Source organism: Rothia endophytica (assembly GCF_928381505.1).
Taxonomy (GTDB): Bacteria; Actinomycetota; Actinomycetes; order Actinomycetales; family Micrococcaceae; genus Rothia; species Rothia endophytica_A.
Genome location: NZ_CAKMSJ010000004.1, coordinates 130793 through 153948, shown reverse-complemented (window position 1 = coordinate 153948; position 23156 = coordinate 130793). Strand labels below are relative to the sequence as shown.

Annotated in this window: 19 protein-coding genes and 1 riboswitch; of the genes, 9 read left to right on the top strand and 10 right to left on the bottom strand. The window is 55.9% G+C overall.

The window, feature by feature from the left end:
- Positions 1–91: 91 nt before the first annotated feature.
- Together ilvD and L6990_RS06320 are read right to left on the bottom strand one after the other, a co-directional pair.
- The gene (ilvD, locus tag L6990_RS06325; protein WP_237203235.1) at positions 92–1936 is read right to left on the bottom strand and encodes a dihydroxy-acid dehydratase; all 1845 of its coding nucleotides are present in this window, start codon (positions 1934–1936) and stop codon (positions 92–94) included.
- 185 nt (positions 1937–2121) lie between these two features.
- Complete coding sequence (locus tag L6990_RS06320) at positions 2122–2946, bottom strand: MerR family transcriptional regulator (protein WP_237203234.1); 825 nt, start codon at positions 2944–2946, stop codon at positions 2122–2124.
- 296 nt (positions 2947–3242) lie between these two features.
- Here L6990_RS06320 and L6990_RS06315 point away from each other — a divergent pair, with 296 nt between their 5' ends.
- The 3 genes from L6990_RS06315 (at position 3243) to treC (ending at position 7197) form a co-directional block, all read left to right on the top strand.
- Complete coding sequence (locus L6990_RS06315) at positions 3243–4442, top strand: cobalamin-independent methionine synthase II family protein (protein WP_237203233.1); 1200 nt, start codon at positions 3243–3245, stop codon at positions 4440–4442.
- A 237-nt stretch (positions 4443–4679) separates the two neighbouring features.
- Positions 4680–5417: a trehalose operon repressor gene (treR, locus tag L6990_RS06310; RefSeq protein ID WP_237203232.1), complete on the top strand. Its 738-nt coding sequence runs from the start codon at positions 4680–4682 to the stop codon at positions 5415–5417.
- A gap of 136 nt (positions 5418–5553) precedes the next feature.
- Positions 5554–7197 carry an alpha,alpha-phosphotrehalase gene (gene treC, locus L6990_RS06305; protein ID WP_237203231.1) on the top strand — a complete coding sequence of 548 codons (1644 nt, stop codon included), beginning with the start codon at positions 5554–5556 and terminating at the stop codon, positions 7195–7197.
- A 53-nt stretch (positions 7198–7250) separates the two neighbouring features.
- Here treC and L6990_RS06300 read toward each other — a convergent pair whose 3' ends face one another.
- The 5 genes from L6990_RS06300 to L6990_RS06280 all read right to left on the bottom strand — a co-directional run bounded on the left by L6990_RS06300 (position 7251) and on the right by L6990_RS06280 (position 13332).
- Entirely contained in the window at positions 7251–8348 is a 1098-nt protein-coding gene (locus tag L6990_RS06300; RefSeq protein WP_237203230.1) for an ABC transporter ATP-binding protein, read from the bottom strand.
- 27 nt (positions 8349–8375) lie between these two features.
- Entirely contained in the window at positions 8376–9677 is a 1302-nt protein-coding gene (locus L6990_RS06295) for an ABC transporter substrate-binding protein (RefSeq protein ID WP_237203229.1), read from the bottom strand.
- A 70-nt stretch (positions 9678–9747) separates the two neighbouring features.
- Complete coding sequence (locus L6990_RS06290) at positions 9748–10710, bottom strand: carbohydrate ABC transporter permease (RefSeq protein ID WP_237203228.1); 963 nt, start codon at positions 10708–10710, stop codon at positions 9748–9750.
- A gap of 3 nt (positions 10711–10713) precedes the next feature.
- Positions 10714–11655: a carbohydrate ABC transporter permease gene (locus L6990_RS06285; RefSeq protein ID WP_237203227.1), complete on the bottom strand. Its 942-nt coding sequence runs from the start codon at positions 11653–11655 to the stop codon at positions 10714–10716.
- Between the two features lie 141 nt (positions 11656–11796).
- Positions 11797–13332: an MFS transporter gene (locus L6990_RS06280; protein ID WP_237203384.1), complete on the bottom strand. Its 1536-nt coding sequence runs from the start codon at positions 13330–13332 to the stop codon at positions 11797–11799.
- Positions 13333–13431: 99 nt separating this feature from the next.
- Between L6990_RS06280 and L6990_RS06275 the strand changes: the two genes are divergently transcribed.
- Entirely contained in the window at positions 13432–14001 is a 570-nt protein-coding gene (locus tag L6990_RS06275; RefSeq protein ID WP_237203226.1) for a TetR/AcrR family transcriptional regulator, read from the top strand.
- A 145-nt stretch (positions 14002–14146) separates the two neighbouring features.
- Here the strand turns inward: L6990_RS06275 and L6990_RS06270 are convergent, their stop codons facing one another.
- Entirely contained in the window at positions 14147–14302 is a 156-nt protein-coding gene (locus L6990_RS06270) for a hypothetical protein (protein WP_237203225.1), read from the bottom strand.
- 151 nt (positions 14303–14453) lie between these two features.
- Positions 14454–14545, top strand: a riboswitch (SAM riboswitch).
- Positions 14546–14625: 80 nt separating this feature from the next.
- Between L6990_RS06270 and L6990_RS06265 the strand changes: the two genes are divergently transcribed.
- From L6990_RS06265 to L6990_RS06245, 5 genes are read left to right on the top strand one after another with little or no spacing between them, the layout of a single operon-like run.
- Positions 14626–15441 carry a methionine ABC transporter ATP-binding protein gene (locus L6990_RS06265; protein ID WP_237203224.1) on the top strand — a complete coding sequence of 272 codons (816 nt, stop codon included), beginning with the start codon at positions 14626–14628 and terminating at the stop codon, positions 15439–15441.
- On the top strand, positions 15434–16096 hold the full coding sequence (locus L6990_RS06260) for a methionine ABC transporter permease (protein WP_237203223.1): 663 nt from the start codon (positions 15434–15436) through the stop codon (positions 16094–16096). The genes L6990_RS06265 and L6990_RS06260 overlap by 8 nt, the downstream gene beginning before the upstream one ends.
- A 34-nt stretch (positions 16097–16130) precedes the next feature.
- A complete protein-coding gene (locus L6990_RS06255; RefSeq protein ID WP_237203222.1) occupies positions 16131–17495 on the top strand; it encodes an LLM class flavin-dependent oxidoreductase in 1365 nt (454 codons plus the stop codon).
- Positions 17496–17524: 29 nt separating this feature from the next.
- Positions 17525–18400, top strand: coding sequence for a MetQ/NlpA family ABC transporter substrate-binding protein (locus L6990_RS06250; RefSeq protein WP_237203221.1), 876 nt, complete (start codon positions 17525–17527; stop codon positions 18398–18400).
- A gap of 25 nt (positions 18401–18425) precedes the next feature.
- The gene (locus tag L6990_RS06245; RefSeq protein ID WP_237203220.1) at positions 18426–19643 is read left to right on the top strand and encodes an acyl-CoA dehydrogenase family protein; all 1218 of its coding nucleotides are present in this window, start codon (positions 18426–18428) and stop codon (positions 19641–19643) included.
- A gap of 57 nt (positions 19644–19700) precedes the next feature.
- On the opposite strand, the gene L6990_RS06240 is transcribed toward L6990_RS06245, so the two are convergent.
- Both L6990_RS06240 and L6990_RS06235 read right to left on the bottom strand, forming a co-directional pair.
- Positions 19701–20714: a magnesium and cobalt transport protein CorA gene (locus tag L6990_RS06240; protein WP_237203219.1), complete on the bottom strand. Its 1014-nt coding sequence runs from the start codon at positions 20712–20714 to the stop codon at positions 19701–19703.
- 80 nt (positions 20715–20794) lie between these two features.
- Entirely contained in the window at positions 20795–23104 is a 2310-nt protein-coding gene (locus tag L6990_RS06235) for a glycosyltransferase (protein WP_237203218.1), read from the bottom strand.
- Positions 23105–23156: the final 52 nt, after the last annotated feature.

The window sequence follows — 23156 nt, the reverse complement described above, 5'->3', positions numbered from 1 at the left end:
TCACTTTGTACCATCAGAATAAGGACGCCCGCCGCAACATCACTGCTGCGGCGGGCGCCTTATAGATGATGAGCTAGGAAGCCTAAGCCTTCTAGTAGCCCTCGGGGAGGACGCGCACGCCACCCTTATCGGCTGAGGACGCCATCATGGCGTAGGCACGCAAGGCCTTAGAGACCTGACGTTCGCGAGGCTTAGTGGGCGCCCAGGGGAGGGGGCCTTTGGCGGCGCGGCGGGCTTCCAGCACCTCGTCGGGCACATTAACCTGCAGCAGACGCTCGTGCACGTTGATCTCGATTTCGTCACCGGTCTCAATCAGGGCAATAGCACCACCGGCTGCTGCCTCGGGCGAGACGTGACCGATGGAGATACCCGACGTACCACCGGAGAAACGGCCGTCAGTAATCAGCGCGCAGGTCTTACCCAGCCCCAGACCCTTGAGGTAGGAGGTGGGGTAAAGCATTTCCTGCATACCGGGGCCACCGCGGGGGCCCTCGTACTGGATGACGACGATGTCGCCCTCTTTGACGTTCTTCGAGAGAATTTCGAAGACGGCCTCGTCCTGGGACTCGACCACAAAGGCACGGCCCTTGAAGTGAAAGAGCTCCTCGTCGATACCAGCGCTCTTGATAATCGCACCGTCTAGGGCGATGTTGCCGCGCAGAACTGCCAGGCCACCGTCCTTGGTGTAAGCGTGCTCAACGCTGCGGATGCAGCCGTTCTCGGCGTCGGTTTCCAAGGATTCGTACTGGTTAGCGGTAGAGAACGCCTGGGTGGTGCGCACGCCGCCGGGGGCTGCGCGGAAGAGTTCCTTGGCACGGTCAGACGCAGAGCCGGAGCGGACGTCCCACTCCCCCAGCCAGGTGTCCAGGTTATCTGCGTGAACCGAATGAACGTTTTGCTTGAGCAACCCGGCACGGTTGAGCTCACCTAGCAGGGCAGGGATGCCGCCGGCGCGGTGCACATGTTCGATGTGGTACTTGGTGGAGTTGGGGGCTACCTTGGCAAGGCAGGGAACTCGGCGGGAAATATCGTCGATATCCTGCAGGGTGAAATCAACCTCAGCCTCGTTAGCAATCGCCAGGATGTGCAGCACGGTGTTGGTGGAGCCGCCCATAGCCACGTCCAGTGCCATAGCGTTCTCAAAAGCCTCTTTGGTGGCAATGGAGCGGGGCAGTACGCTCTCGTCGTCCTGCTCGTAGTAGCGCTTTGCCAGATCGACGATGGAGGCGCCAGCATCCAGGAAGAGCTGCTTACGGGCAATCTGGGTTGCCAGAGTGGTGCCGTTACCGGGCAGGGCAAGACCGATTGCCTCGTTCAGGCAGTTCATGGAGTTGGCGGTAAACATACCGGCGCAGGAACCGCAGGTAGGGCAGGCATTCTTTTCAATCTGGGCAAGCTGTTCATCGGTGACGGACTCGTCGACCGCCATCGACATGGCATCGACCAGGTCCAGGCGGTGTTCAACAACGCCCTCAATGCCTTCGCCGGATTCCATGGGACCGCCGGAAACAAAGATGGTGGGGATGTTCAGGCGCATGGCTGCCAGCAGCATGCCGGGGGTGATCTTGTCGCAGTTAGAGATGCAGACCAGGGCATCCGCACGGTGAGCGTTGACCATGTACTCCACGGAATCCGCAATCAGGTCGCGGGAGGGCAGGGAATAAAGCATGCCGTCGTGACCCATGGCGATGCCGTCGTCCACCGCGATGGTGTTGAATTCCTTGGCGACGCCGCCAGCTTCTTGAATGGCACCAGCGACCAGGTCACCCATGTTTTTGAGGTGGACGTGTCCAGGCACGAACTGGGTGTAGGAGTTGGCGATAGCAATGATGGGCTTGCCGAAATCGTCATCGCCCATGCCGGTAGCACGCCAGAGCGCGCGGGCACCTGCCATGTTCCTGCCGTGAGTTGATGTTCGCGAGCGCAGTTCAGGCATTGTATTCCCCTTGATAACTGGTGGTAGTCGTCTTTGGGTATATAGTCTACGCCGGGGCGCCGGTGAGGGTACATGCACCCCCTGGTGTTCTCAGATAGTGGAGTTTTAGACGGTGATGGGTTTTTCTATGAGCAGCACCCGGGTCGGGTCACGGTTGCCCGCCACCCACCCCGGTATTACCCTGGTTAGGCCAGAGGGATACACACCTCAGTGACGAGCTGATCGGCGGGAACCTCATCCGGCGTAGTGAGATAGAAGCTGAAGTTTCTTGCTTCAAGGGAACCTCCACCCATAGGCACAAGCCCGTCCTCGGCGATTCTTTCGGCTAGCAGATTATATGCTTGCGTGATGCCTTCATAGGGGCCAACTAACCTAGCCACTAGGCAGTCGCGAGCAGGGAGCTCATGAATCATCAGTGGAGTAGCTACCTGTGTTCCTAACGCGACAGGAACAAAAATCTCCTGGTCCACATCACGCTCGGTGTACTCCCTATCGTGTTCGATCACCCCGCAGGGTGCACCCGCTTTAATTCCTTGACGGTCTAGCTCCGGCATCATGCGTTCCCAAAGCAGGTGCTCATCTGAGTAGGTAGGGATAACGCCACGTAGGGCGACAATAGTCATGGCGTCGATAGTGCGCCGTTCAATGGTGATGTCCATGCTGATTTCTCCTTCAATAAGGCGGTTGATAAGAGCCAGCCGAGCCTGGGCTGCGCGCGTCTCTTCAAGAACGGTCTGACGTTGGAGTTCCAACGCAGCTGACCATGTTTGAGTACCGCGGGCAACGAGAAGAGCTGAAATAGCTGAAACGCCAAACCCGACGTCGCGAAGGTTCCGAATATCAGCGGCATCCCGCAACTGGTGAGGTGCGTAGCGGCGGTATCCGGTCCAGGGATCAACGTGAACAGGGACGAGCACACCGTGAGCGTCGTAGTGCCGCAACATACGCACAGATAGACGTGTCAGGGAACTGAACTCGCCAATAGTCATGAGGTTCGTGGTTTCAGCCATAGTCCCAGTATGTGCCCTTACATCATGTCAGGGTCAATACAGACGTTTAATGAGGCTTGCTCTTATTAATGAGGCTTGCTCTTATTAATGAGGCTTGCTCTTAAGGGTGGCGCCTCACGACGCACGCCACAAGAATGTTTTATGTAAGTCCCCTGTCACAAACCTGACACAGAGAAATATTGAAGGACTTAGCTTCAGGGCTTGGGGTTAGCAGCGGGCAAAGGGTTTGCTAGAAATACGGTACTTTCACATAGGTAAGCGCCGCTACAGCCGTAGGATCAACCCGAGGAGCAGCAATGCCCATCAACACAGACCGTATCTTGACCAGCCACGTCGGCTCACTGCCGCGCACCGACCGCCTGCGTGAGGCAAACGCCCGCCGCCAGGCAGGTGACCTGCCCGAGGCAGACTTCCAGCAGATCCTCACCGAAGAGGTCCGCGCAATTGTTGCACGGCAGGTAGAGCTGGGCATCGATATTGTGAACGACGGCGAATACGGCCACGCCATGACAAATACCGTGGATTACGGTGCCTGGTGGACCTATAGCTTTGCCCGCACCGGTGGGCTAGAGCTAACGGAGGATAACCCGGCGTTTGAAGTTGTGCGCTCCACCCCCGGGGACCTGCGCTACACCAGTTTTGCTGACCGCCGTGATCGAGCTGCTTTCCTCAGCGCCTACGACGAGGTGGTAGACGTTGATCTCAAAGTCGTGGATGCCTTTCCTGCCGCCACTAGCGCTATCAGCTACATCGGCCAGGAGGACGTCGCCAGCGATGTCCGCAACCTCACCGGCGCGCTCAAGGGTAGCGGGGCGCACTCAGGTTTTATCGCAGCTCTTTCCCCCGGATCTGCAGCCCGTATTGGCAACAAGCACTACGCCACCGACCGCGACTTCCTCTTCGCCTGGGCTGACGTGCTCAAGCAGGAGTACAAGGCAATTACGGACGCCGGGCTCACCCTGCAGATTGATGATCCCTCCATCGCAGAGGGCTGGGATCAGATCAACCCCGAACCCAGTGTCAGTGACTACCTGGCCTTTATTCAGGACTCAGTAGACGCCCTCAACTACGCCCTGGAAGACATCCCCACCGAGCTCACCCGCTTCCACCTCTGCTGGGGCTCCTGGCACGGCCCCCACACCACTGACCTGGAATTCAAGCACATCGCCGAGACCATGCTCTCCATTGATGCGCAGGGCTACACCTTTGAGGCCGCTAATGCCCGCCACGCCCACGAGTGGAAGGTCTGGAAGAACCTAGAGCTACCGGAGGGTAAGTACATTGTGCCCGGTGTCGTTTCGCACTCCACCAACGTGGTGGAGCACCCCGAACTGGTAGCTCAGCGTATCGAGCAGTTTGCCTCGGTAGTGGGCAAAGAAAACGTCGTAGCCTCCACCGACTGCGGGCTGGGCGGGCGCATTCACCCTGAAATCGCCGTAGCTAAACTGGCATCCCTATCTCAGGGAGCTGCGCTGGCCACCCAGCGTCTCTTCTAAACAGGAAGACGTATATTCACAGAGCTGGCAGGTTGGTTGTGCCCGGCCCCGACCAACCTGCCAGTTAAGCAGTGCCCACGAAGCCCGTTGATAGCTATTCCGTGCCATACACTTATCAGCGAGTCTCACGCTAGCCTTACCTCCACCCCCTAAAATATTAAAAACGCATCAGGAATTGCGAAATGGTCACTCAGCTCTTGCATTTTCTGCTCACTATCATTTGTTTAGGGGAACCACATGGGAAAGTTTGAACGCATCTATCACGACCTCGCCCGTGATATCGATGAAGGTAAATATAAAGTTGGAGACCTGCTGCCCAGCGAAAAAATGTTGACCGAAAAGTACGGCGTTTCTAGAGAAACAGCACGCAAAGCGCTAGCTATTCTTACCGACCGCGGCTACATTCAGCGCATTATGGGCAAGGGCTCACTGGTCGTTGACCACAAACGCTACTCCATCCCGGTATCCTCCCTCGTCAGTTACAAGGAATTTGCTGAATCTGCCAGCAAAACCGCTCATACTGAACTCATCTCCATTGAAGAAGGCATACTCCCTCCCGTGCCTTTTCAGCCCCTTGCAGTCGAAGAAGAGGTTACCTCCATCCCCGTAACCCACATCATCCGCGTACGCCATATGGACGGAATCCCCGCAATCATCGATCATGACTACATCGCGAAAAGCGTCGCTCCTGCCATCCCCCAGAAGGCAGCAGAAGGCTCTCTCTACCAATATTTTGAAGAGGAGCTGAACCTCAGCATCGCTTCGTCTGCCAAGCAAATTACGGTGGAGCAGGCCACTCCTAACGATGCCAAATACCTCAATCTGCACGCAGGTGAATATGTAGCTGTCACTACCTCAATCACTGTATTAGAAGATGGAACAGCTTTTCAGTACACCATCTCACGGCACAGAGCTGACAAGTTCCGCTACCTAGATTTTGCTCATCGCCGTCAAAACATTCCTGAATCTGAATAAAGTGCCGGGAACTTTTTATCGCCTAGCTCCGCACCTGTCTGACAGGTAAGATTGAAGCGTGTCCTAGTGGCACGCTTTTCTTTTTCACCATGCACCCACTGCGCCAGCAAAGGCGTCTACGAGAGCAGTCAACTTTATGAGCATGCGCAACGCCGTCATCTACCAGATCTACCCAAAGTCTTTCTACGACTCCACCGGTAGTGGCACCGGCGACCTGCGCGGCATCATCCAAAAAGTGCCCTACATTGCCTCACTGGGCATAGATATGGTCTGGTTCAACCCCTTCTTCATCTCACCCCAAAATGACAACGGCTACGACATTGCCGACTACTACAACATTGATCCCATCATGGGCAGCATGGCCGATGTTGAAGAGCTCATTGCGGCCCTCAAGGCGGAGGGCATCGGAGTCATGTTCGATATGGTGCTCAACCACGTTTCCACCGAGCACGAATGGTTCCAGCGCGCCCTAGCCGGCGAGAAGGAATACCAGGACTTCTTCTACCTCCGCCCCCTGCAGGCAGACGGATCACTACCCACCAACTGGGAATCCAAGTTTGGTGGTAAGTCCTGGAGCCAATTTGGTGAAACCGACCTCTACTACCTTCACCTCTACGACACCACCCAGGCTGACCTCAACTGGCACAACCCCCGTGTTCGTCAAGAACTCTTTAAGGTCGTCAACTTCTGGGCTGATAAGGGCGTGCGCGGTTTCCGCTTCGACGTCCTGAACGTCATTGGTAAGGACAAAACCCTGCGAGACGCCGCACCCGGCGAGAATGACAAACTGCTATATACCGACACCGAACAAGTGCACCCCTGGGTGCAGGAACTGAACGAGGAAACCTTCGGCGGCCTGGAGGGCGCAATCACCGTAGGTGAAATGTCCTCCACCACCATCAAGAGCAGCGTGCGCTACACCAACCCCGCCAACCGCGAGCTGGATATGGTATTCAGCTTCCACCACCTCAAGGTGGACTACATAGACGGCCAAAAGTGGTCAGATACGCCCTTCCGCTTTATGGAACTCAAGCAGCTACTCACCGACTGGGCAGTGGGTATCCAGGCAGGCGGGGGCTGGCAGGCGTCCTTCTTCAATAACCACGACCAGCCGCGCGCCCTCAACCGCTTTGGCGACGCCGGCACCTACCGGGTACAGTCCGCCCAGATGCTGGCAGCAGTCACCCATCTAACTCGCGGCACCCCTTTTATCTATATGGGTGAAGAGATTGGCATGACCGATCCGGTCTATGAATCCATAGATGACTACGTGGATATTGAGAGCCATAACGCCTACAAGATTCTTTGCAATGAGGGCATTCACCCGGCGGACGCCTTTGAAATTATCACTAAGAAGTCCCGTGATAATTCGCGTACCCCTATGCAGTGGACGTCCGGAGCTAACGCCGGTTTCACCTCGGGGAAGCCCTGGCTACGCCCCACTTCCCATGCTGAGATCAATGTTGAGGCCGCGGAGCGCGAGGGGCAGATTCTGCCCTTCTACCGCCGTCTGGTTCAGCTGCGCCACGAGATACCGCTGGTTGCCGAGGGAACCTATGAGCCCTTCGCCCGCGAACATGAGAGCGTCTACGCTTTTGTGCGCGAACACGAAGGTCAGCGGCTGCTGGTTCTCAACAACTTCTATGGCACCGAAACCGAAGTGAAGATTCCCGCGGCTTTCGCTGCCGGTAGTGTGCTGCTCAGCAACTACGAGCAGACCGAACTGGGTGAAACCGTCACCCTGGCCCCTTACCAGACCCTTGCGGTTCTGGCTGGCTAGAAAACAGACTGAGGCGCGATACTTCTTGTGTGCCGCGCCCCGGTGCAAGTAGCTTAGAGGTACTCGAAGTTAATCTCGGTTTCTGCATCGAAGAAGGTACAGCGGGTCGGCGCGATTGAAATACGCATGCCCGCTTCGATTTCGTGCTTGCCCAAGAGGCGAATTGCCAGTGAGCCGGTACGCAGGGTGCCGGGAAGTTCACCAGCAGGGCGCACGTAGGCGAAGGACTCTGCGCCCAGCTGTTCCACGTGGGTTACATCAACCGGCACGCCGTCGTCCTCAATATCCCAGTGTTCGGGGCGAACACCAACGATTACCTGCTCCCCTACCTTGCCCACGAATTCCTCGGGAATTGGCACCTCAATACCGGGGGCGATCTTGGCGGTGGTCACCGGGCCTGGAACCACCGGAACCTGCTCAATCAGAGCCATCGACGGTGAGCCAATAAAGCCCGCCACGAAGGTGTTGCCGGGGTGGCGGTAGAGGTGCATGGGCTCATCAACCTGCTGCAAGATGCCATCTTTGAGAACCGCCACGCGGTCGCCCATAGTCATCGCTTCGGTTTGATCGTGGGTCACATAAATAGTGGTGACGCCCAGTTTGCGTTGCATCTCGGCAATCTGTGCGCGGGTAGAGACACGCAGGCGGGCATCCAGGTTAGACAAGGGTTCATCCATGAGAAAGACCTGCGGTTCGCGCACAATAGCTCGCCCCATGGCAACACGCTGACGCTGTCCACCGGACATATTGGCGGGTTTGGTGTCCAGCAAAGGCTCCAGTTCAAGCATGGCCGCAGCGTTCTCTACTCGCCGGTTGATTTCGTCCTTCGCCATACCCGCGTTCTCCAGCGCAAAAGCCATATTCTGGCGCGCCGTCATATTGGGGTAGAGGGCGTAGGACTGGAAAACCATGGCGACGTCCCGGTCGCGCGGGCGCAACTCCGTCACGTCCTTACCGCCAATGAGCACGCTGCCCTCGTTGACCGGTTCCAAACCGGCGACCATGCGCAGGCAGGTCGATTTGCCGGAGCCCGAAGGCCCAACAAGGGTGAGAAACTCACCGTCCCGCACGTGAATATTCACGCGGTGCACAGCGGCAGGGCGTGCGGGGTCGTAGATGCGGGAGATGTGCTGAAGTTGGACGTCGACCATGGTTTTCCTTGTACTGACGGGCGTGGTTTAGAGATGGGGCTTGATGTCGCGGTCGATGACCTTCTGGGTTTCCTCCTGCAGGGAAGAGAGAACCTCAGTAACATCCTGACCTGCAACGATGCGGTCCAGTGCTCCACCGATACGCTTGCCACCACCGTTGACGAAGACACGGGCGTAATCCTGGGACGCAGTATTTTCGCTCAGCTGTTCAATGGCGGTGCGGGCGTTGGGGTTCTCGTTCAAGAAAGCTGCCTCGTCTGGGTGTTCGGCGGCGTCCTGACGCACCGGCATGTAGCCGGTTGCCTGGGTGAACTCGATGGTGTTCTCGGTGTTAGTGAACCAGTCAATGAACTTAGCTGCCTTAGCCTTGCGCTCATCTGAGATGCCTGCGGGGATCGACAGACCAGCACCGCCGGTGGGGCATCCGGGCGCAGGGCCGGGCATAAAGGCGGTGATGAAAGGGACGCTGGCGCTTTCGGTCATGCCGCCCAGAGAGCCGGTGGATGCCAGGGTCGCAGCGGTGTTACCTATGCCGAACTCATTTTCGGCGTCCTTAGAAATGACGATGTGGCCAGCTTTAACCTGGTCCTGTAAGAACTTAGCTGCTTCTACTGTCTTCTCGTCAGTGAAGGTGGGATCCCATTCCTTGGAGTAGTGACCGCCGAAGGTCCACATCATGCCCTGGAAGTACCAGTCCAGGTAGTTTGACCCGTCGGGGATCGACAGAGCCGCCTTACCGCCGTTAGCTTCTAGAAGTTTAGGCGCCCATTCAGCGAATTCCTGCCAGGTTTCGGGGCCGCGGTCGGTGGGCAGACCAGCTTTAGCTAGCAGGTCAGTGTTCAGGTACATGAGGCAGGTTGAGCGTGAGTAGGGTACGCCGTAGTGCTTGCCGTCGTAAACGTAGTCGCCTAGCAGGGTGTCAACGTAGGTGGAGGTATCGATACCTTCTGACTCCCAGATATCGTCCAGCGGGGTGGTTGCCTCGGTGAAGGCGAAGTTGAACCAGGTAACGTCTGATGCAACGACGATATCGGGTAGCTGGCCACCGGATAAAGCTGCGTTGAACTTCTGTGCCAGCTCCTCGTAGTTGGCGCCGGCGTCAATGAGTTGCACCTGGTCATCGGGGTTATCTGCGTTCCACTGGTCGATGAGCTTCTGCTCAACATCGCGGGAGCTACCGGGGTGGTTTGACCAGAATTGTAGGGGGCCGCTAGCTTCCTGCCCACCTGAGGATGAGGTGGAAGTGCCGGTTCCGGCGCAAGCGCTCAGTAGGGCGGCAGAGAGACCTAGGCCTGAGATGCCCAGCATGTGACGGCGTGAGATGTTCATGTGTTCTCCTGTGAGGTAAGAAGAGGTGGGTTGTTGGGTGGGGGCTAAAGGGGTGCAGGCGGCAGGCGGTCTAGCCCTTGACTGCACCTGCAGTGAGACCCTTAATCATGGATCGCTGCAGGAGAAGGAAGACGAGAATCATGGGCAGGGTTGCCAGAATGGTGCCCGCCATGACGGGGCCCCAGTTGGTGAGACCCTCATTGTTTTGAAGCAGGGTCAGGCCGATTTGCAGGGGTGCCACACGCCCGGTGTCTGAGATGAGGAAGGGCCAGAGGTACTGGTTCCATTCATTGACCGAGGTGATGAGGATAAAAGCCATCAGGGTAGGCCAGGACATGGGCAGGACGACCTTGAAAAGGGTCTTGAAGAAGCCCGCGCCGTCCATGGTTGCCGCTTCCATAATCTCAGCCGGTAGGGAGCGGAAGTGGTTGCGCATGAGGAAGGTGCCGAAAGCAACGCCGGCCAGGGGCACGATAATACCGGTGAAAGTGTCACGCCAGCCCAGCTGAGAGACCAGAGCGTAGTTGGAGATAATGGTGATTTCGTTGGGTACCATCAAGGTGCCAATCACCAAGAAGAAGAGGGCATTGACGCCGGGGAATTTTATAAAGGCAAAGGCGTAAGCGCTGAGCACCCCCAGAGAGACCTTGATGACCACCAGAATCGAGGTGATGATGATGGAGTTCATCAGGTACTGGTCGAAGTTGAGGGTGTTCCAGACGTAGGAGAAGTTCTGCGGAACCCAAACGCTGGGAACCCACTTGATAGGGTCAGCGTAGATATCGGCGTGATTCTTCAACGAAGTGATGACCACGAAGTAGAGGGGCAGGGCGATTACCAGGGCGGCAATGATGGCACCGGCGTAGCCACCGATTTTGCTCAGTGGGCTAATGCCCAGAGCCACCTGTTGCCGTGGCTTTTCTTTGCGTACTTTGGTCTTACCCGTAGCTTTGGAGCCGCGGCTGGCAGTCTCTTTTTTGGCAACAGGCGGGATGACCTGTTTGAAGGCGTCCTCAGAATGATGAGTGCTCATGGCTTACTTATCCCTTTCCTGCATACGAACCTGAACCACGGTGATAATTAGAACCGCCAAGAACATGATGGTTGCAATGGCAGCACCGTAGCCTGCACGGGAATTAACGAAGGTCTCCTGATAGACCTGGTAAACCAGGGTGGTGGTGGAGGTTTCCAGGGGGCCACCGCGGGTCATCACGTTGATGATGTCGAAGACCTGTAAGGAGTTCAGTAGCACGGTGATGGAGAGGAAGAAGGTGGTGGGACGCAGCTGCGGCAAGGTGACCTTGAAAAACTTGCGGAGGCGCGGGGTGCGGTCAATTTCTGCCGCTTCATCGAGATCTTTGCGCAGACCCTGCAAGGCGGCGAGGTAAATGACGAAGGTATAGCCCAGGTTCTTCCAGATATAGGTGGTCGTAATCATGAACAGGGCCCAGTTGGGGTTGGTGTAGAACTGGGGCGAGTCAAGACCGACCCTGCCGAGAAGGTCTTGAATCAGACCGTAGCCGGGGTCAAAGACAAACTGGAAGGCAACACCAACCGCCGCACCCGAAATAACGTAGGGGGCAAAGACCAGCGAGCGGACCGCGTTGCGCCCCTTGAGGGGCCGGTCCAGCAGCAACGCCAAAGCAAGACCAAGAACCATCGATCCAGCAACAGCAGCCACCGTGAAGATGGCGGTCTGCAGGACAATCTGCCAGCTGACGGGGTTTTGTGCCCATTCGATGTAGTTATCAAGACCGACGAAGGTGGCTGGGCGCGTGGAGGCGATGTTCCAGTTATAGAACGACAAACGAATGTTATCGATCAGGGGTCGGTAAGTGAAGACCAGTAGCAGGATCAGGTTGGGCAAGACCAGGGCAAGACCCAGCAGGGTTGCCTTGGTTCCGCGCTTGTATTTGCGCTGGGGCGGTTCGTGGGTGGGAGTCGAATTTTCGAGTCCAGGAATGGTGGGTGCGGTCACATAGCTGAATTTATCCTAAAAAAATGAACAGGTAGTGTATTGCATCACTCCGGCAACTAAATCGTGTCGCACTTTTAGGTTACTTCACCGGTCAGCATTCACCCCTGTAGCCAGTGCGCCCAGCCGTCCTGATGCAGCACTCTACATTTTGACGCTGCGCAGAGTTCGCAGAGCCACAAGAGCTGCGAGCACCATGACCGCCGCACCGATTAGGGAGGTGTAGACCGCTCCAGAGTCGAAGGCATGACGGGCTGAATCCAATAGTTGCTCAGCCAGGGCGGGTTCTAGATGCTGGGCAACGCTGGTGGCCCCACCCAAGGTTTCACGGGCCACATCAGCTGCAGCGGCATCCACCCCTTCGGGAACAACCACCCGAGCAGCATACACCGCGTTCAGAATGGACCCCAGCACGGCGGTGCCCATCACCGAACCAGTTTCGTAAGCAGTCTCAGAGATAGCGGACGCCGCTCCCGCCTTGGGTGCGGGGACACTGGTCATAATGATGTCATTGGAGAGGGTCTCGGCCATACCGATACCTGCACCCAGCAGAGCGAAAGCCAGAATAATACCCAGATCAGACTCCACCCGTGCTGAGTAGGCTACCAGCGCAAAGGCTAGAGAGCTGAGCATCAGCGCAAAAGCCACCACATGGGAGGGCTTAAAGCGCTTGACCATCTTGACCACCAACAGCCCCATAATCACCGTTGTGGCAAGCCCGGGCAGCAGCAAGAAGCTTGCCTGCAGGGGTGAATGGCCACTGACTAACTGCATATGCTGGGAGACAAAGTACAAGAAGCCAACCAGAGCAAAGACTGCCAGTAGATTGGCGGCTACCGCACCCGAGAAACGCGGGTTGGTGAAAAGGCGGACGTCCAACATGGGGTTGTTGCGTGCCAGCTGGCGGCGAGTGAAAAGCACACCTGCGATCACTGCTACCACTAGGGTGAGCGCGGTTTGCAGATCAAACCCAGCGGTCGCAAAGTGCTTGATGGAGTAAACCAGCGGTGCCATGGTTAGCATGACCAAGGCGATAGAGAGCGGGTCAATAGCACCGGGATTAGGGTCTTTAGATTCAGGCAACACCAGGGGCCCGGCAATGAGTAGAGGCAGGAGCACCGGTACCGCCATCAAGAAAATTGAGCCCCAGCTGAAGTGTTCAAGAAGCACTCCACCAACGATAGGCCCCAGGGCAGCGCCACCTGAGAAACCCGCAGCCCAAATAGCGATGGCGGTGCGACGCTCAACAGCGTCTTCAAACATATTTCTGATGATGGAAAGGGTGGCGGGCATCAGCATGGCGCCGAAGAAGCCCATGGCGGCACGGGCTACGATGAGCCAGTCAGCGGTGGGGGCGAAGGCAGCAGCTGCCGAGATGACAGTGAAACCCGTGCCACCGACCAGCAGCAGACGGCGGCGGCCCAGGCGGTCCCCCAGACTACCGGCTGGCACCAGTAGACCCGCGAGAATGAGCGGGTAGATATCGGTGATCCACAGCAACTGGGCACCTGTGGGATTAAGCTGTGCAGAAATGACCGGCAAGGCAAAGGAAAGCACAGTGTTATCAACAGACACCAAAAGCACCGGTAGCATCAGCACAGCTAATGCCCACCAGCGTTTGGGGTAGGGCGTTGTTGATACGGGGTTCACGGCCGGGATTTGGCCGGTTACCGAGCGCATGGGCACCTCAATGTTTGAAGGGGTTTGATGGTTCTTACCCAAGACACTGTACCGTCTGGACGGTTCTTGCTCAAGGCTTTTGCGTGTATTCTGGAGTACATGAGTGCACGCGAAAAGATACTGGATGCCTACGAAAGAGTGCTTGTTGAGAACGGCGAACGCGCCGCTACTTTAGAGGCCATAGCCAAAGCTGCAGGTGTCTCTAAGGGGGGTTTGCTCTACCACTTCAAGGACAAGCGGGCTTTGGCATCCGGGCTTTTGCAGCGCCTTGAGACCCTAGCTGAAGACGACGCAGTTCTCATGAGCCAGGACCCCGCTGGGGCCACCAACTATTATGTGCGCACCTCGGTCTGGCAGGACTCCTCTCTGGACCGCACCATCATTTCAGTCACGCGCCTGGGCAATGAGTTTCAACCAGCGGTGAACACCGCCATGAAGCGGGTGCAAGACCGCTGGCTCAGCCTGCTTGAGGATGAGGTGAAGGACCCCCACGTTGCGCGGGCAATTTTGCTGATTGGGGACGGTCTCTACTACAACGCGGTGCTATCACAGGCAGGGGACAGCAGCGAGAAAGTAACCTCAGCACAGGGGCAGAGCCCCTCTCCCAGTCCAGCAGATATCGAAGGTCTACTGGGGGCTATCAGCAAGCTGGTAGACAACGCAGCCTAGAGCCGCTCAGGCAACCCATAGGTCCTGAGCCCCTAAAATAACTAACCTATTGGTGAAGGTGGGTACCTTGTAGCAGTGATGCCGGGTGGTTGCCCTTGGCTCTCAGCTCTCTTACGCTGGGCTATCGCCATCTCTCCCACCACTGCTATAGCACCGCTGAGTCAGTCATTTCCTCATCTGAGAATTTTTTAGACCCATTCTTTTGACCATGAACGGCATGATGCAAACCTTCCCTACGCTCATCCAACTCAGTTGCTATGCGGGCAGTTTCGGCCAGTCTTTCAACCAGGTGTTCAGGCACAGGGAAAGGCTCTTCTTCCCACTAAATCATTACATCCCACCCTTAATGTGACGTGCCCTGGTTCACAATTCTTCATACCTGGACTTTTCATGTCATCCTCTGTCTTCTGTTTGCCAACCCCTAAGAGACATGATTAGAGTCAAACCCAACAAAACCATCAAGAGCGACCGAGAGACCTGGCTCAGTGACGTCGCAGCAACCAGCCCTTTGAGGCCCGGTGCTCCCGCCAGGAGGCGATGGAATCCTTTTTCCGCTCCGGCCCTTCCCTCTGGATAGGCCTATGCTGTTCTAGGTTTTCCTCGCATGTCTACGAGGAGTAAACAGTGATTCAACTGGATAACGTTTCGGTGAGCTACGGACGCGGCGAGCGCGAATTCTGCGCGGTCAAGAATGTCTCTCTCCATGTTCCCAAGTCATCTATACAAGGCATCATTGGGTTCTCTGGGGCAGGTAAGTCAACGCTTCTTCGTTCGATAAATCTGTTGGAACGTCCCAGTGATGGGCGGATTCTCATTGATGGGACTGACCTGACCAATCTCAACCCAGCGCAGCTACGCGAAGCCCGCCACAACATTGGCATGATTTTCCAGCACTTCAACCTGGTCAATAACCTAACCGTGCGCAAGAACGTTGAACTTGCCCTGAAGTTTGCTGGTGTTAGCCGTGCGTTTAGGAAAGAGAAGGCGCGCCAGGCTCTTGAAATTGTGGATTTGGCGGGCAAAGAAAACGCCTACCCCGGGCAACTGTCAGGGGGCCAAAAACAGCGGGTAGCGATAGCCCGCGCCCTAGCGCCTCAGCCTCAGATTCTTCTCTGCGATGAGCCGACCTCCGCCGTCGACCCACGCACCACTGGAAGTATTTTGCAGTACCTCAAAGATATTAATACCGAATTTGGAATTACCACCGTTCTGGTTACCCATGAGATGAACGTAGTCAAGGCTTTGGCCGATGAGATTGCGATTCTTGAGGGCGGCGCCTTGGTTGAGCAGGTGAGCACCAAAGATATTCGCCGTAAAAATTTCATTCCTACTAGCGACATCGGCGCCTACCTGCTTGATGACTCCATCAGGCTTAACCCCACCATTGAGCTAGCCGCGTCAGAACACGTCCAGTCTGTAGAGGAGCTACACCATGTTTGAGCGCATTGTTGAAATTTATCCGGAACTTCTGACAGCCCTGGGGCAGACCTTTACCATGATTGCAGTAGCCATTCCCCTGGCCGTTGCCGGTGGTACCCCTCTGGGGATTCTGCTGTACCTTTGGGGGCCAGATGGGCTCTCCCCTCGACCTAAAGTGCACAAGGCACTCGACACCGCGGTGAGCATAGCCCGCTCTTTTCCCTTTCTGATTTTGCTCATTGCCATCATTCCCTTCACCAGACTTTTGGTGGGAACAACCATCGGCACCGCTGCGGTCATCGTCCCTCTCACCATCAACGCAGTGCCCTACTTCGCCCGTTTTGTAGAGCAGAACCTCACACAGTTAGGTCAGGGCACCGTAGAAGCAGCCCTTGCTATGGGAGCTAAACACCGCCAGGTTATTTCTCATGTTCTGTTGGTGGACGCAATTCCCGCCCTGGTTGGGTCTGTCACCATCATGACGGTCAGCTTTATTTCTTACTCAGCTATGGCAGGGCTGGTGGGCGGTGGAGGTATAGGCGACTTCGCTATCCGCTACGGCTACTACCGTTACGAAACTCCGCTGATGGTCCTAGCGATTCTTCTTATGATTGCCCTGGTATCTCTGGTGCAAGTCAGCGGATCTCGTCTTTCACGGGCCCTCGATAAACGCTAACACTATAAAAACTTCACCCTGCACGAGGATAACTATGTCTACTTTTAGCCAGCGCCCCCGCCTACTGTTGAGCGCTTTTGTTATGAACACTGGCAATCATATTCGCGGCGGTCAGTGGCGCCATCCCGATGCCCAGCAGCACCGTTTCAACGAGCTAGCCCTCTGGACTGATTTAGCCCAGCAGCTAGAAGCTGCCCACTTTGACGCGCTCTTCCTGGCAGATGTGGTGGGCCTGTATGGAAACCATGAAGGCAACACAGACTCACTTATTCGTAAAGGCCTTCAAGTTCCTTCCAACGACCCGCTGGTACTGGCATCAGCTCTGGCTGCTGTCACTCAGAACCTGGGGTTGGCTATTACCTCATCGGTGATTCAGGCGCACCCCTTTACCTTTGCCCGCCAGCTCTCAACCCTTGATCACCTGAGCGGTGGCCGGGTTGCTTGGAACATTGTTACTAGCTCTTTAGAAAACGCCCACAAGAACTTTGGCAGTTCCTCCATCACGGAGCACGACCAGCGTTATGACTGGGCAGATGAATATTTGGAGGTCTGCTACAAGCTCTGGGAGAGCTCCTGGCAGGAGGGTGCGCTGCTCACAGATAAAGAGTCCGGTATCTTTGCTAACCCGTCAAAGGTTCACAAAATCAACCATTCTGGCCAACGTTACTCCGTGGAGGGGCCGCATTTGGTGTCTCCTTCACCCCAGCGAACTCCGCTACTGTTTCAGGCAGGTAACTCCACCCGAGGCACGGTATTCGCCGGTCAACATGCCGAAGCTGCTTTCGTTTTTGCTCCCTCTCCCGACTACGCTCAGAGGTTTTCAGAAAAGCTGCGCGTGCAGGCAGAGGCAGCAGGACGGCGCCGGGAGGACATCAAGCTCTTTGCGGGCTTGTCCTTCACGGTTGGCTCCACGGAAGAGGAAGCTCACCGCCTGCACGAAGCAGAGCGGGAGTACCTAGATGTTGATACGGTGCTGGCCCATATCGGTGGCAGCCTGGGCGTCGATTTAGGTGGAGTTCCCTTAGATACACCCTTAGGTGACATCGAAACCGAAGGCTCACGCGGGATCCTAGATGCGATTAAGGCCTCTACCCCGGGCCAGAATCCTACCCTAGAGGACGTTGCCCGCTACCGTACTGAAGCCCAGCACCTGGTAGGAACCCCAGAGCAAATTGCCGATCAGCTAGAGCGCTGGCAGGACGCCGGAGTGGCTGGAATTAATGTCATCAACTCCTTCTTACCCAGCTCTTATACGGACTTCATCGACCATATTCTGCCCGAACTGACCCGCCGCGGACTAGCCCAAACGAGCTATGCCCCCGGGACTCTGCGCGAAAAATTTGGGGAATCCCAACCCTACAGCGCCAACCCCACTGCAACTTTTTACCGCACACACTAAAACCTCTTCTTATCCTAAGGACGTACACCATGAGCCTCTCTATCAACCGCCGACAGCTTCTCATCAGTTCAGGCATCGCAACCCTAGGCGCACTGGCCTTCAGTGCCTGCGGCACTGCCGCTAGCGGTAACGATAAAACCATCACCATCATCGCTACTGAATCAGCCCCCTACCAGGAGCCCACCAAAATCGCCCAAAAAATTCTGAAGGAAAAAGGCTGGGACCTACAGGCAACCTACGTCACCGATATCGTGCAGCCCAACCTCGAGGTTTCCCAGGGCACCTATGACGCTAACTTCTTCCAGCACGGGGCATACCTGCAGCAGTTTAAGCGGGACAAGGGGCTTGATTTGGTGCCCCTTTTCTACGAGTACACGTCCCCCGCTGGTATCTGGTCACAGAAGTATTCATCCCTGGATGCCCTGCCTCAAGGGGCGAGGATCGCCATCCCGGTCGACACCTCCAACAACGGCCGTGCTTTAGCTCTTCTTGCCCAGCATGGTCTTCTCACCCTGACCGAAGGTAAGCCCGTGACCCATCTTTCTCAACAAGACATCCTAGAAAACCCCAAAGATCTTCAGTTCGTAGAGGTCGACCAGCAGTCTCTGTCCAAGACCCTACCCGACGCTGACGCCGGTTTTCTTTTTGTCCGTCTCGCCTCAGAAATTGGGTTGGAACCTCAGGCCGCGCTGGCTTTTGAAACCACTGAAGACGCCCTGCCCTACATTTGCCTGGTAGCTGCCCGTCCAGATTTTGTTGGCACAGAGAAAGCTCAGGCGCTACAAGATGCCTTCCACTCAGATGAGGTTCGGCAGTGGTACAAGGACTACATCGGCGGGGTGCTCGATACCCCCTGGGACCGAGACATTAAAGCTGATTTTGCCTCCTGGGACGTAGACGCCTAACCCCATCTGGAGAGAAGAACGACAAATGACACTTTCAATTTTGCCCACTTTTACCACCGTCCAGCGGAAGGCAAGCCACAAGCACTGGGTGGAGGTTGCCCATACAACCGCTGAGAAACTGCGGGCAGACGTGGTGAAGCGCGACCGCGCTAATTTACCGCCGTTTGCTGCTAAGAAAATACTGCAAGATTCCGGCCTTCTTCCCCTCAACATCCCTCGCTCGTTAGGCGGTGAAGGTCTAAACCTGCATGAGGCTTTTGAGCTGGTTCAGATTATTGCCCGGGCTGATAACTCAACGGGGCAACTCCTAGGGTACCACTACCTCTTTCAGGTTTTCCCCTACTTGGATATTGAGGGTGAGCGCGCTCAGCAACTGGCAGCAGACAGCATCACCAACCGTTGGCTATTCTCGTCCACAGGCACACCTCAGGGGAGCCAGGTGCAGGCACAACGGGTAGAAGGTGGCTACATCATTAATGGTGTTAAGCCTTTTGCTACCGGTAGCAGGGTGGCAGATCAAATTTTTGCCCGCGTCTTCACTGCTGAGGGGGACCGCATTGCTCTGCTGGTTGATACCACTTTGGATGGGGTGGTGCTGCACGATGACTGGGATGTTTTGGGATCCCGTGGGACAGCAACCAATAGCATTGAGTTCCGGAACGTTTTTGTGGCCCAAGAAGCGGTCATTGCCGACGTTGGACCAACAGACGCTGACCGGGAAGCCTATAAGACCCTGTCAACCCTCGGTTTTCAATTGCTCTTTAGCACGGTCTACCTGGCTGCGGCAGAGGGCGCCTTCCTTGAGTCGGTAGGGTACACCCGCAATACATCGCGGCCCTGGTTTCACGCTGATGTACAAAAAGCCACAGACGATCCCTATATTGTGCGCACCTATGGGGAGCTGGCCAGCAAACTACAGGCACTGAGCGCTCTAGTGCAGCAGGCGACCGATAGCTTGGATTGGCTCATCAGCCAGGGTAAGGGAATCACTCTTGAGCAGCGCTCAGCGGTTGCTGAGAATATTGTGGCTGCCAAGATTACTGCCCACGAGGTGAGCCTGGAGGTCACTCAGAGAGTCTTTGATGTGACCGGTGCAAGAGCCACCAAGACCGAACTTGGGTTAGACCGACACTGGCGAGATGTCCGCACTCATACCCTGCATGACCCTGTTGCCTATAAGTGCAAGGAGCTGGGCACCTACCTGCTGAACGATGAGTTGCCTGTTCCTAGCGCCTATCAGTAAAACGCAGAGACGCGACCTCCCCGCACAGGTAAACTGCGCGGGGAGGATTGGCAGGTTTTAGAGCCACTCTTTCTTTTTGAAAACCAACCAGAGTCCCAGGGAAACCGCCACCATCACCCCTAACGCAAAGGGGTAGCCAAAAGTCCAGTGGAGCTCGGGCATATCGTCAAAGTTCATGCCGTAGATTGACCCGACGATGGTAGGGGCAACGAAGATAGCTGCCCACGCTGAAATTTTCTTCATGTCATCATTCTGACGTTCAGCAACAATCGTGGCATTGACCTGCAGAGCATTTTCTAGGGAAGTGAACAGGTCATCCACCCGCTCGCTCACGTGCACCGCATGATCGTGCACATCGCGGTAGTGGCGCAGGAGTTCCAGGGTTTCTTCTTGTTGCCGCTCGGCACCCGCGTTGGCTTGCGTGCGGAGCCTGCCCATAATGAGCTCTAACATCTGCGCCACCGGTTTGACGGCGCGCTTGAAGTCACTGACTTCATTGAGCAGCCCGTAGATGCGCTGGGAGATTTCTGAGGCTTCATAATTATCTCCAAAGAGGGAGTCTTCAATCTCGTCCCCGTCATTTTCTAGGCCCTCGACTACGGGTATATAACCATCAACTAGGCCATCCATGAGCTGGTGTAAGAATTTCATGGGGGTGGGCTCGTCTTCAAGACGGGCGAAAGCGGCTTCCATGACTTCTTGGGAGTGAACTTCTGAGCGCAAGGAGTCTTTATTAAGCCAGATTACGAAGCGTGGACCAACAAAGACGTGGGCCTCACCGAACCTGATTTCCTCGAGTTCATCGACATAGACGGTGGGCTTAAGCACCATAAAGTAGATATCACCGTATTTTTCCATTTTGGCGCGCTGGTGACCAAATTCAGAGTCTTCAACCGCCAGACGGTGCAGGCCAAAGGTGTCAGTGAGCCAGGCGAGGTCAGTATCTGTGGGGTTGCTGATCCCGATAAAGGCTTGTTCACCGGCCCGGTAAGCATCGATGGTCTGTTGTACCGAATCGCTAGGTCGAGCAGCACCGGCGTCAGGGTTGAGGACATTCAGGAGAATAGGCATGGTTTCTATCTTAGGGCAGGACGCAGTGCGCGGCAGGGTCAGCGGCCTACATAGCAGGAGCCCCCACTGAGCAAGGAAGACTAGGGTTGATTTTCCTTCATGAGCACCGGGCGAGGAATCCGACGTAAAGCTCTGTAGAGGATGGTGCCCTGAAGGATGCCCAGGGCATACCCCAGGTCACTGAAAATCTTCACCCTTGTCTCTAGGTCGCGATAACGAGCCAGACGGTAGGGAGTTTTGAGCAGAACGGGCATCTGCTTGATGACCGAGGTATCTGTCTGCACCTGCGCAGGGAAACGGCGTGTCACCAGCACATCATTGAGACCGTAGAAGCGTTGACGTTTCAGCTGTTGAGCCGGGCTGTGTGAAATTCTATAGGCAATTGCTGCCCCGTAGGCTTCTACCTGTCGCATACCTGCTAAGCGAGCGCGGGCAAAGAAATCCCAATCATCCCCGCCCCGGGTGTAGGAGGAATCGAAGCCTCTCAGCTGAAGCCCTGCCTCCCTGCGAAACGCTAAAGACCCCCCACCGATGAAGAAGTGAGTTTCAATGGGGGCAGAAGGGTCAGGGTCCTGAATAAAGACGTCCTGCCATTTAGGTTCAGTGAATAGCCGCTGCACCTCGGGGTGCTGCAGCCTCAGCCCCCCTTCGTCACTGATATAGAGGTATTGACCTAGCACGTAGGCATCGGGATAGGTGCACATTGCATCATACATCGCACGCACCCACCCCTGGGATACGAAATCATCAGCATCACAAATCATAATAAAATCGCACTGCGATTCTTGAATCCCCACGTTCCGGGCGTGGGAAACCCCCTGAATCTGAGAAGAATCCACGATGCGCACGTTGAGCCGATTCCAATACGGTTCAACCGCCGTTACCAACTCATCTGTGCTGCCGTTATCACTGATAATCACTTCAAAGTTGGGTGCTGACTTTTGGCGTGATAGGCATTCCAGCTGGTCACCAATGGTGTGGGCGGCATTGTAGGCAGGAATAATAACGCTGACTAGAGGCTGACCTGGCACCCTTGCAGTAGGGTGGGCAGCGCGGTAGTCCGCCCAGGACCGTTCCCTGTCATGGTGAGCATGCGCCAACGTCTCGCTCAGTGAAACCTGGGCTACTTTGGCCCTGCGGGCAGTGTTCTGCTCCGACCAATCCCCCACCTCAAAGGTGGGAGCAGGGCCGAGATCCATCAGACCCACGGAAGCACGTTGCCCCCGAAGCTCGCTGGCAACAGCGTCCCACCAGGAAACGGAGAAAATGGCCAGCTCACGCGAACGAGATTGTAGGTGAGCAGTAATATCTTCACGACGTTCAATCGCTTCAGTGAGAGCTTGACCAGCAACCTCAGCGATAAGCTCTTGCGACACAGCAAAACCCTCAACACCGTAGTGGGCCATCAAGCCCGCTATCCGTATATCGGTGAATGCATCCGGTATGAGCGCAACATATGGAACACCAGCTGCCAGAGAGAAAACACCGGGGTGGTAACGGTTAGAAAAGTTGAGGTGAGCGCCTTGGTGTATCGCTACCGTAGAATCTGCGTGCAGGATAGGAAGCACCAGGCAGGGTGAGGTCATCCACTCAGCGATGCGCCGTGCAACAATAATGTCGTCAAGGGCTTCCCCGGGCATACCCTTATGTTGCACCAGCACGGTGGTAAACCCATACCTTCGGTAAATATCATCCAACAGCACAGCGATTGTTTGCACTTCAGAGTCACTCAAGTTGGTGAAGGTGGCACAGATATAGTCGCTGGGGAGCGTAAAATCCGGGGCGTGGGGAAGGTTCCGCTGACCTACCGAGTAGAAAGTCGCGTCATCCACGCAATGTCTCACATCTATTCCTAGCGCACGCACTCGGTCGAAGGAGGTCTGCTCGCGCATACCGACCAGCTGTGCAACGCTAAGAAGCTCCGCCAGGGTACGTTCGTCCCGGTCGGTCAGAACAGGGCCAATAGACTGCCCTGAAATCACTAGAGGAATCCCGAAATGCTCTGCCACCAAAGCATAGGCTGCCCGCTCATACAGAAGCCAACCGAAGACAGAGTTCATGTTTCCGCCACCAGCTATCAGAATGCCATCCATGGCAGAAACATGATGTATGAACTCGGAAATCTCCCGCGCCACTCGGGCACCACTCAGACAGGCTCGCACCTCTTCAAGATATTCTTCACGGCGAGCAGGCTCACCCGGAAAAACCAGGGTCTCGATATAACCTTGGGCAGAGCGAATGTAGGCGCGGGAGTGATCGGTAGAACGAGTAGCGATATAGGTTTCAAAACCTCGCTCTTCTAGAGCTACTTGGGCAGCGATACCCATGGCCTCATCACCGACGTGGTAATTTTCTTGCCCAAGATCCGCAAGAATTAGGACCTTTGGCACGTGATATACCTCATTCCGAACCGTGAGCTGCAGATTTCAATTAATGACAGAA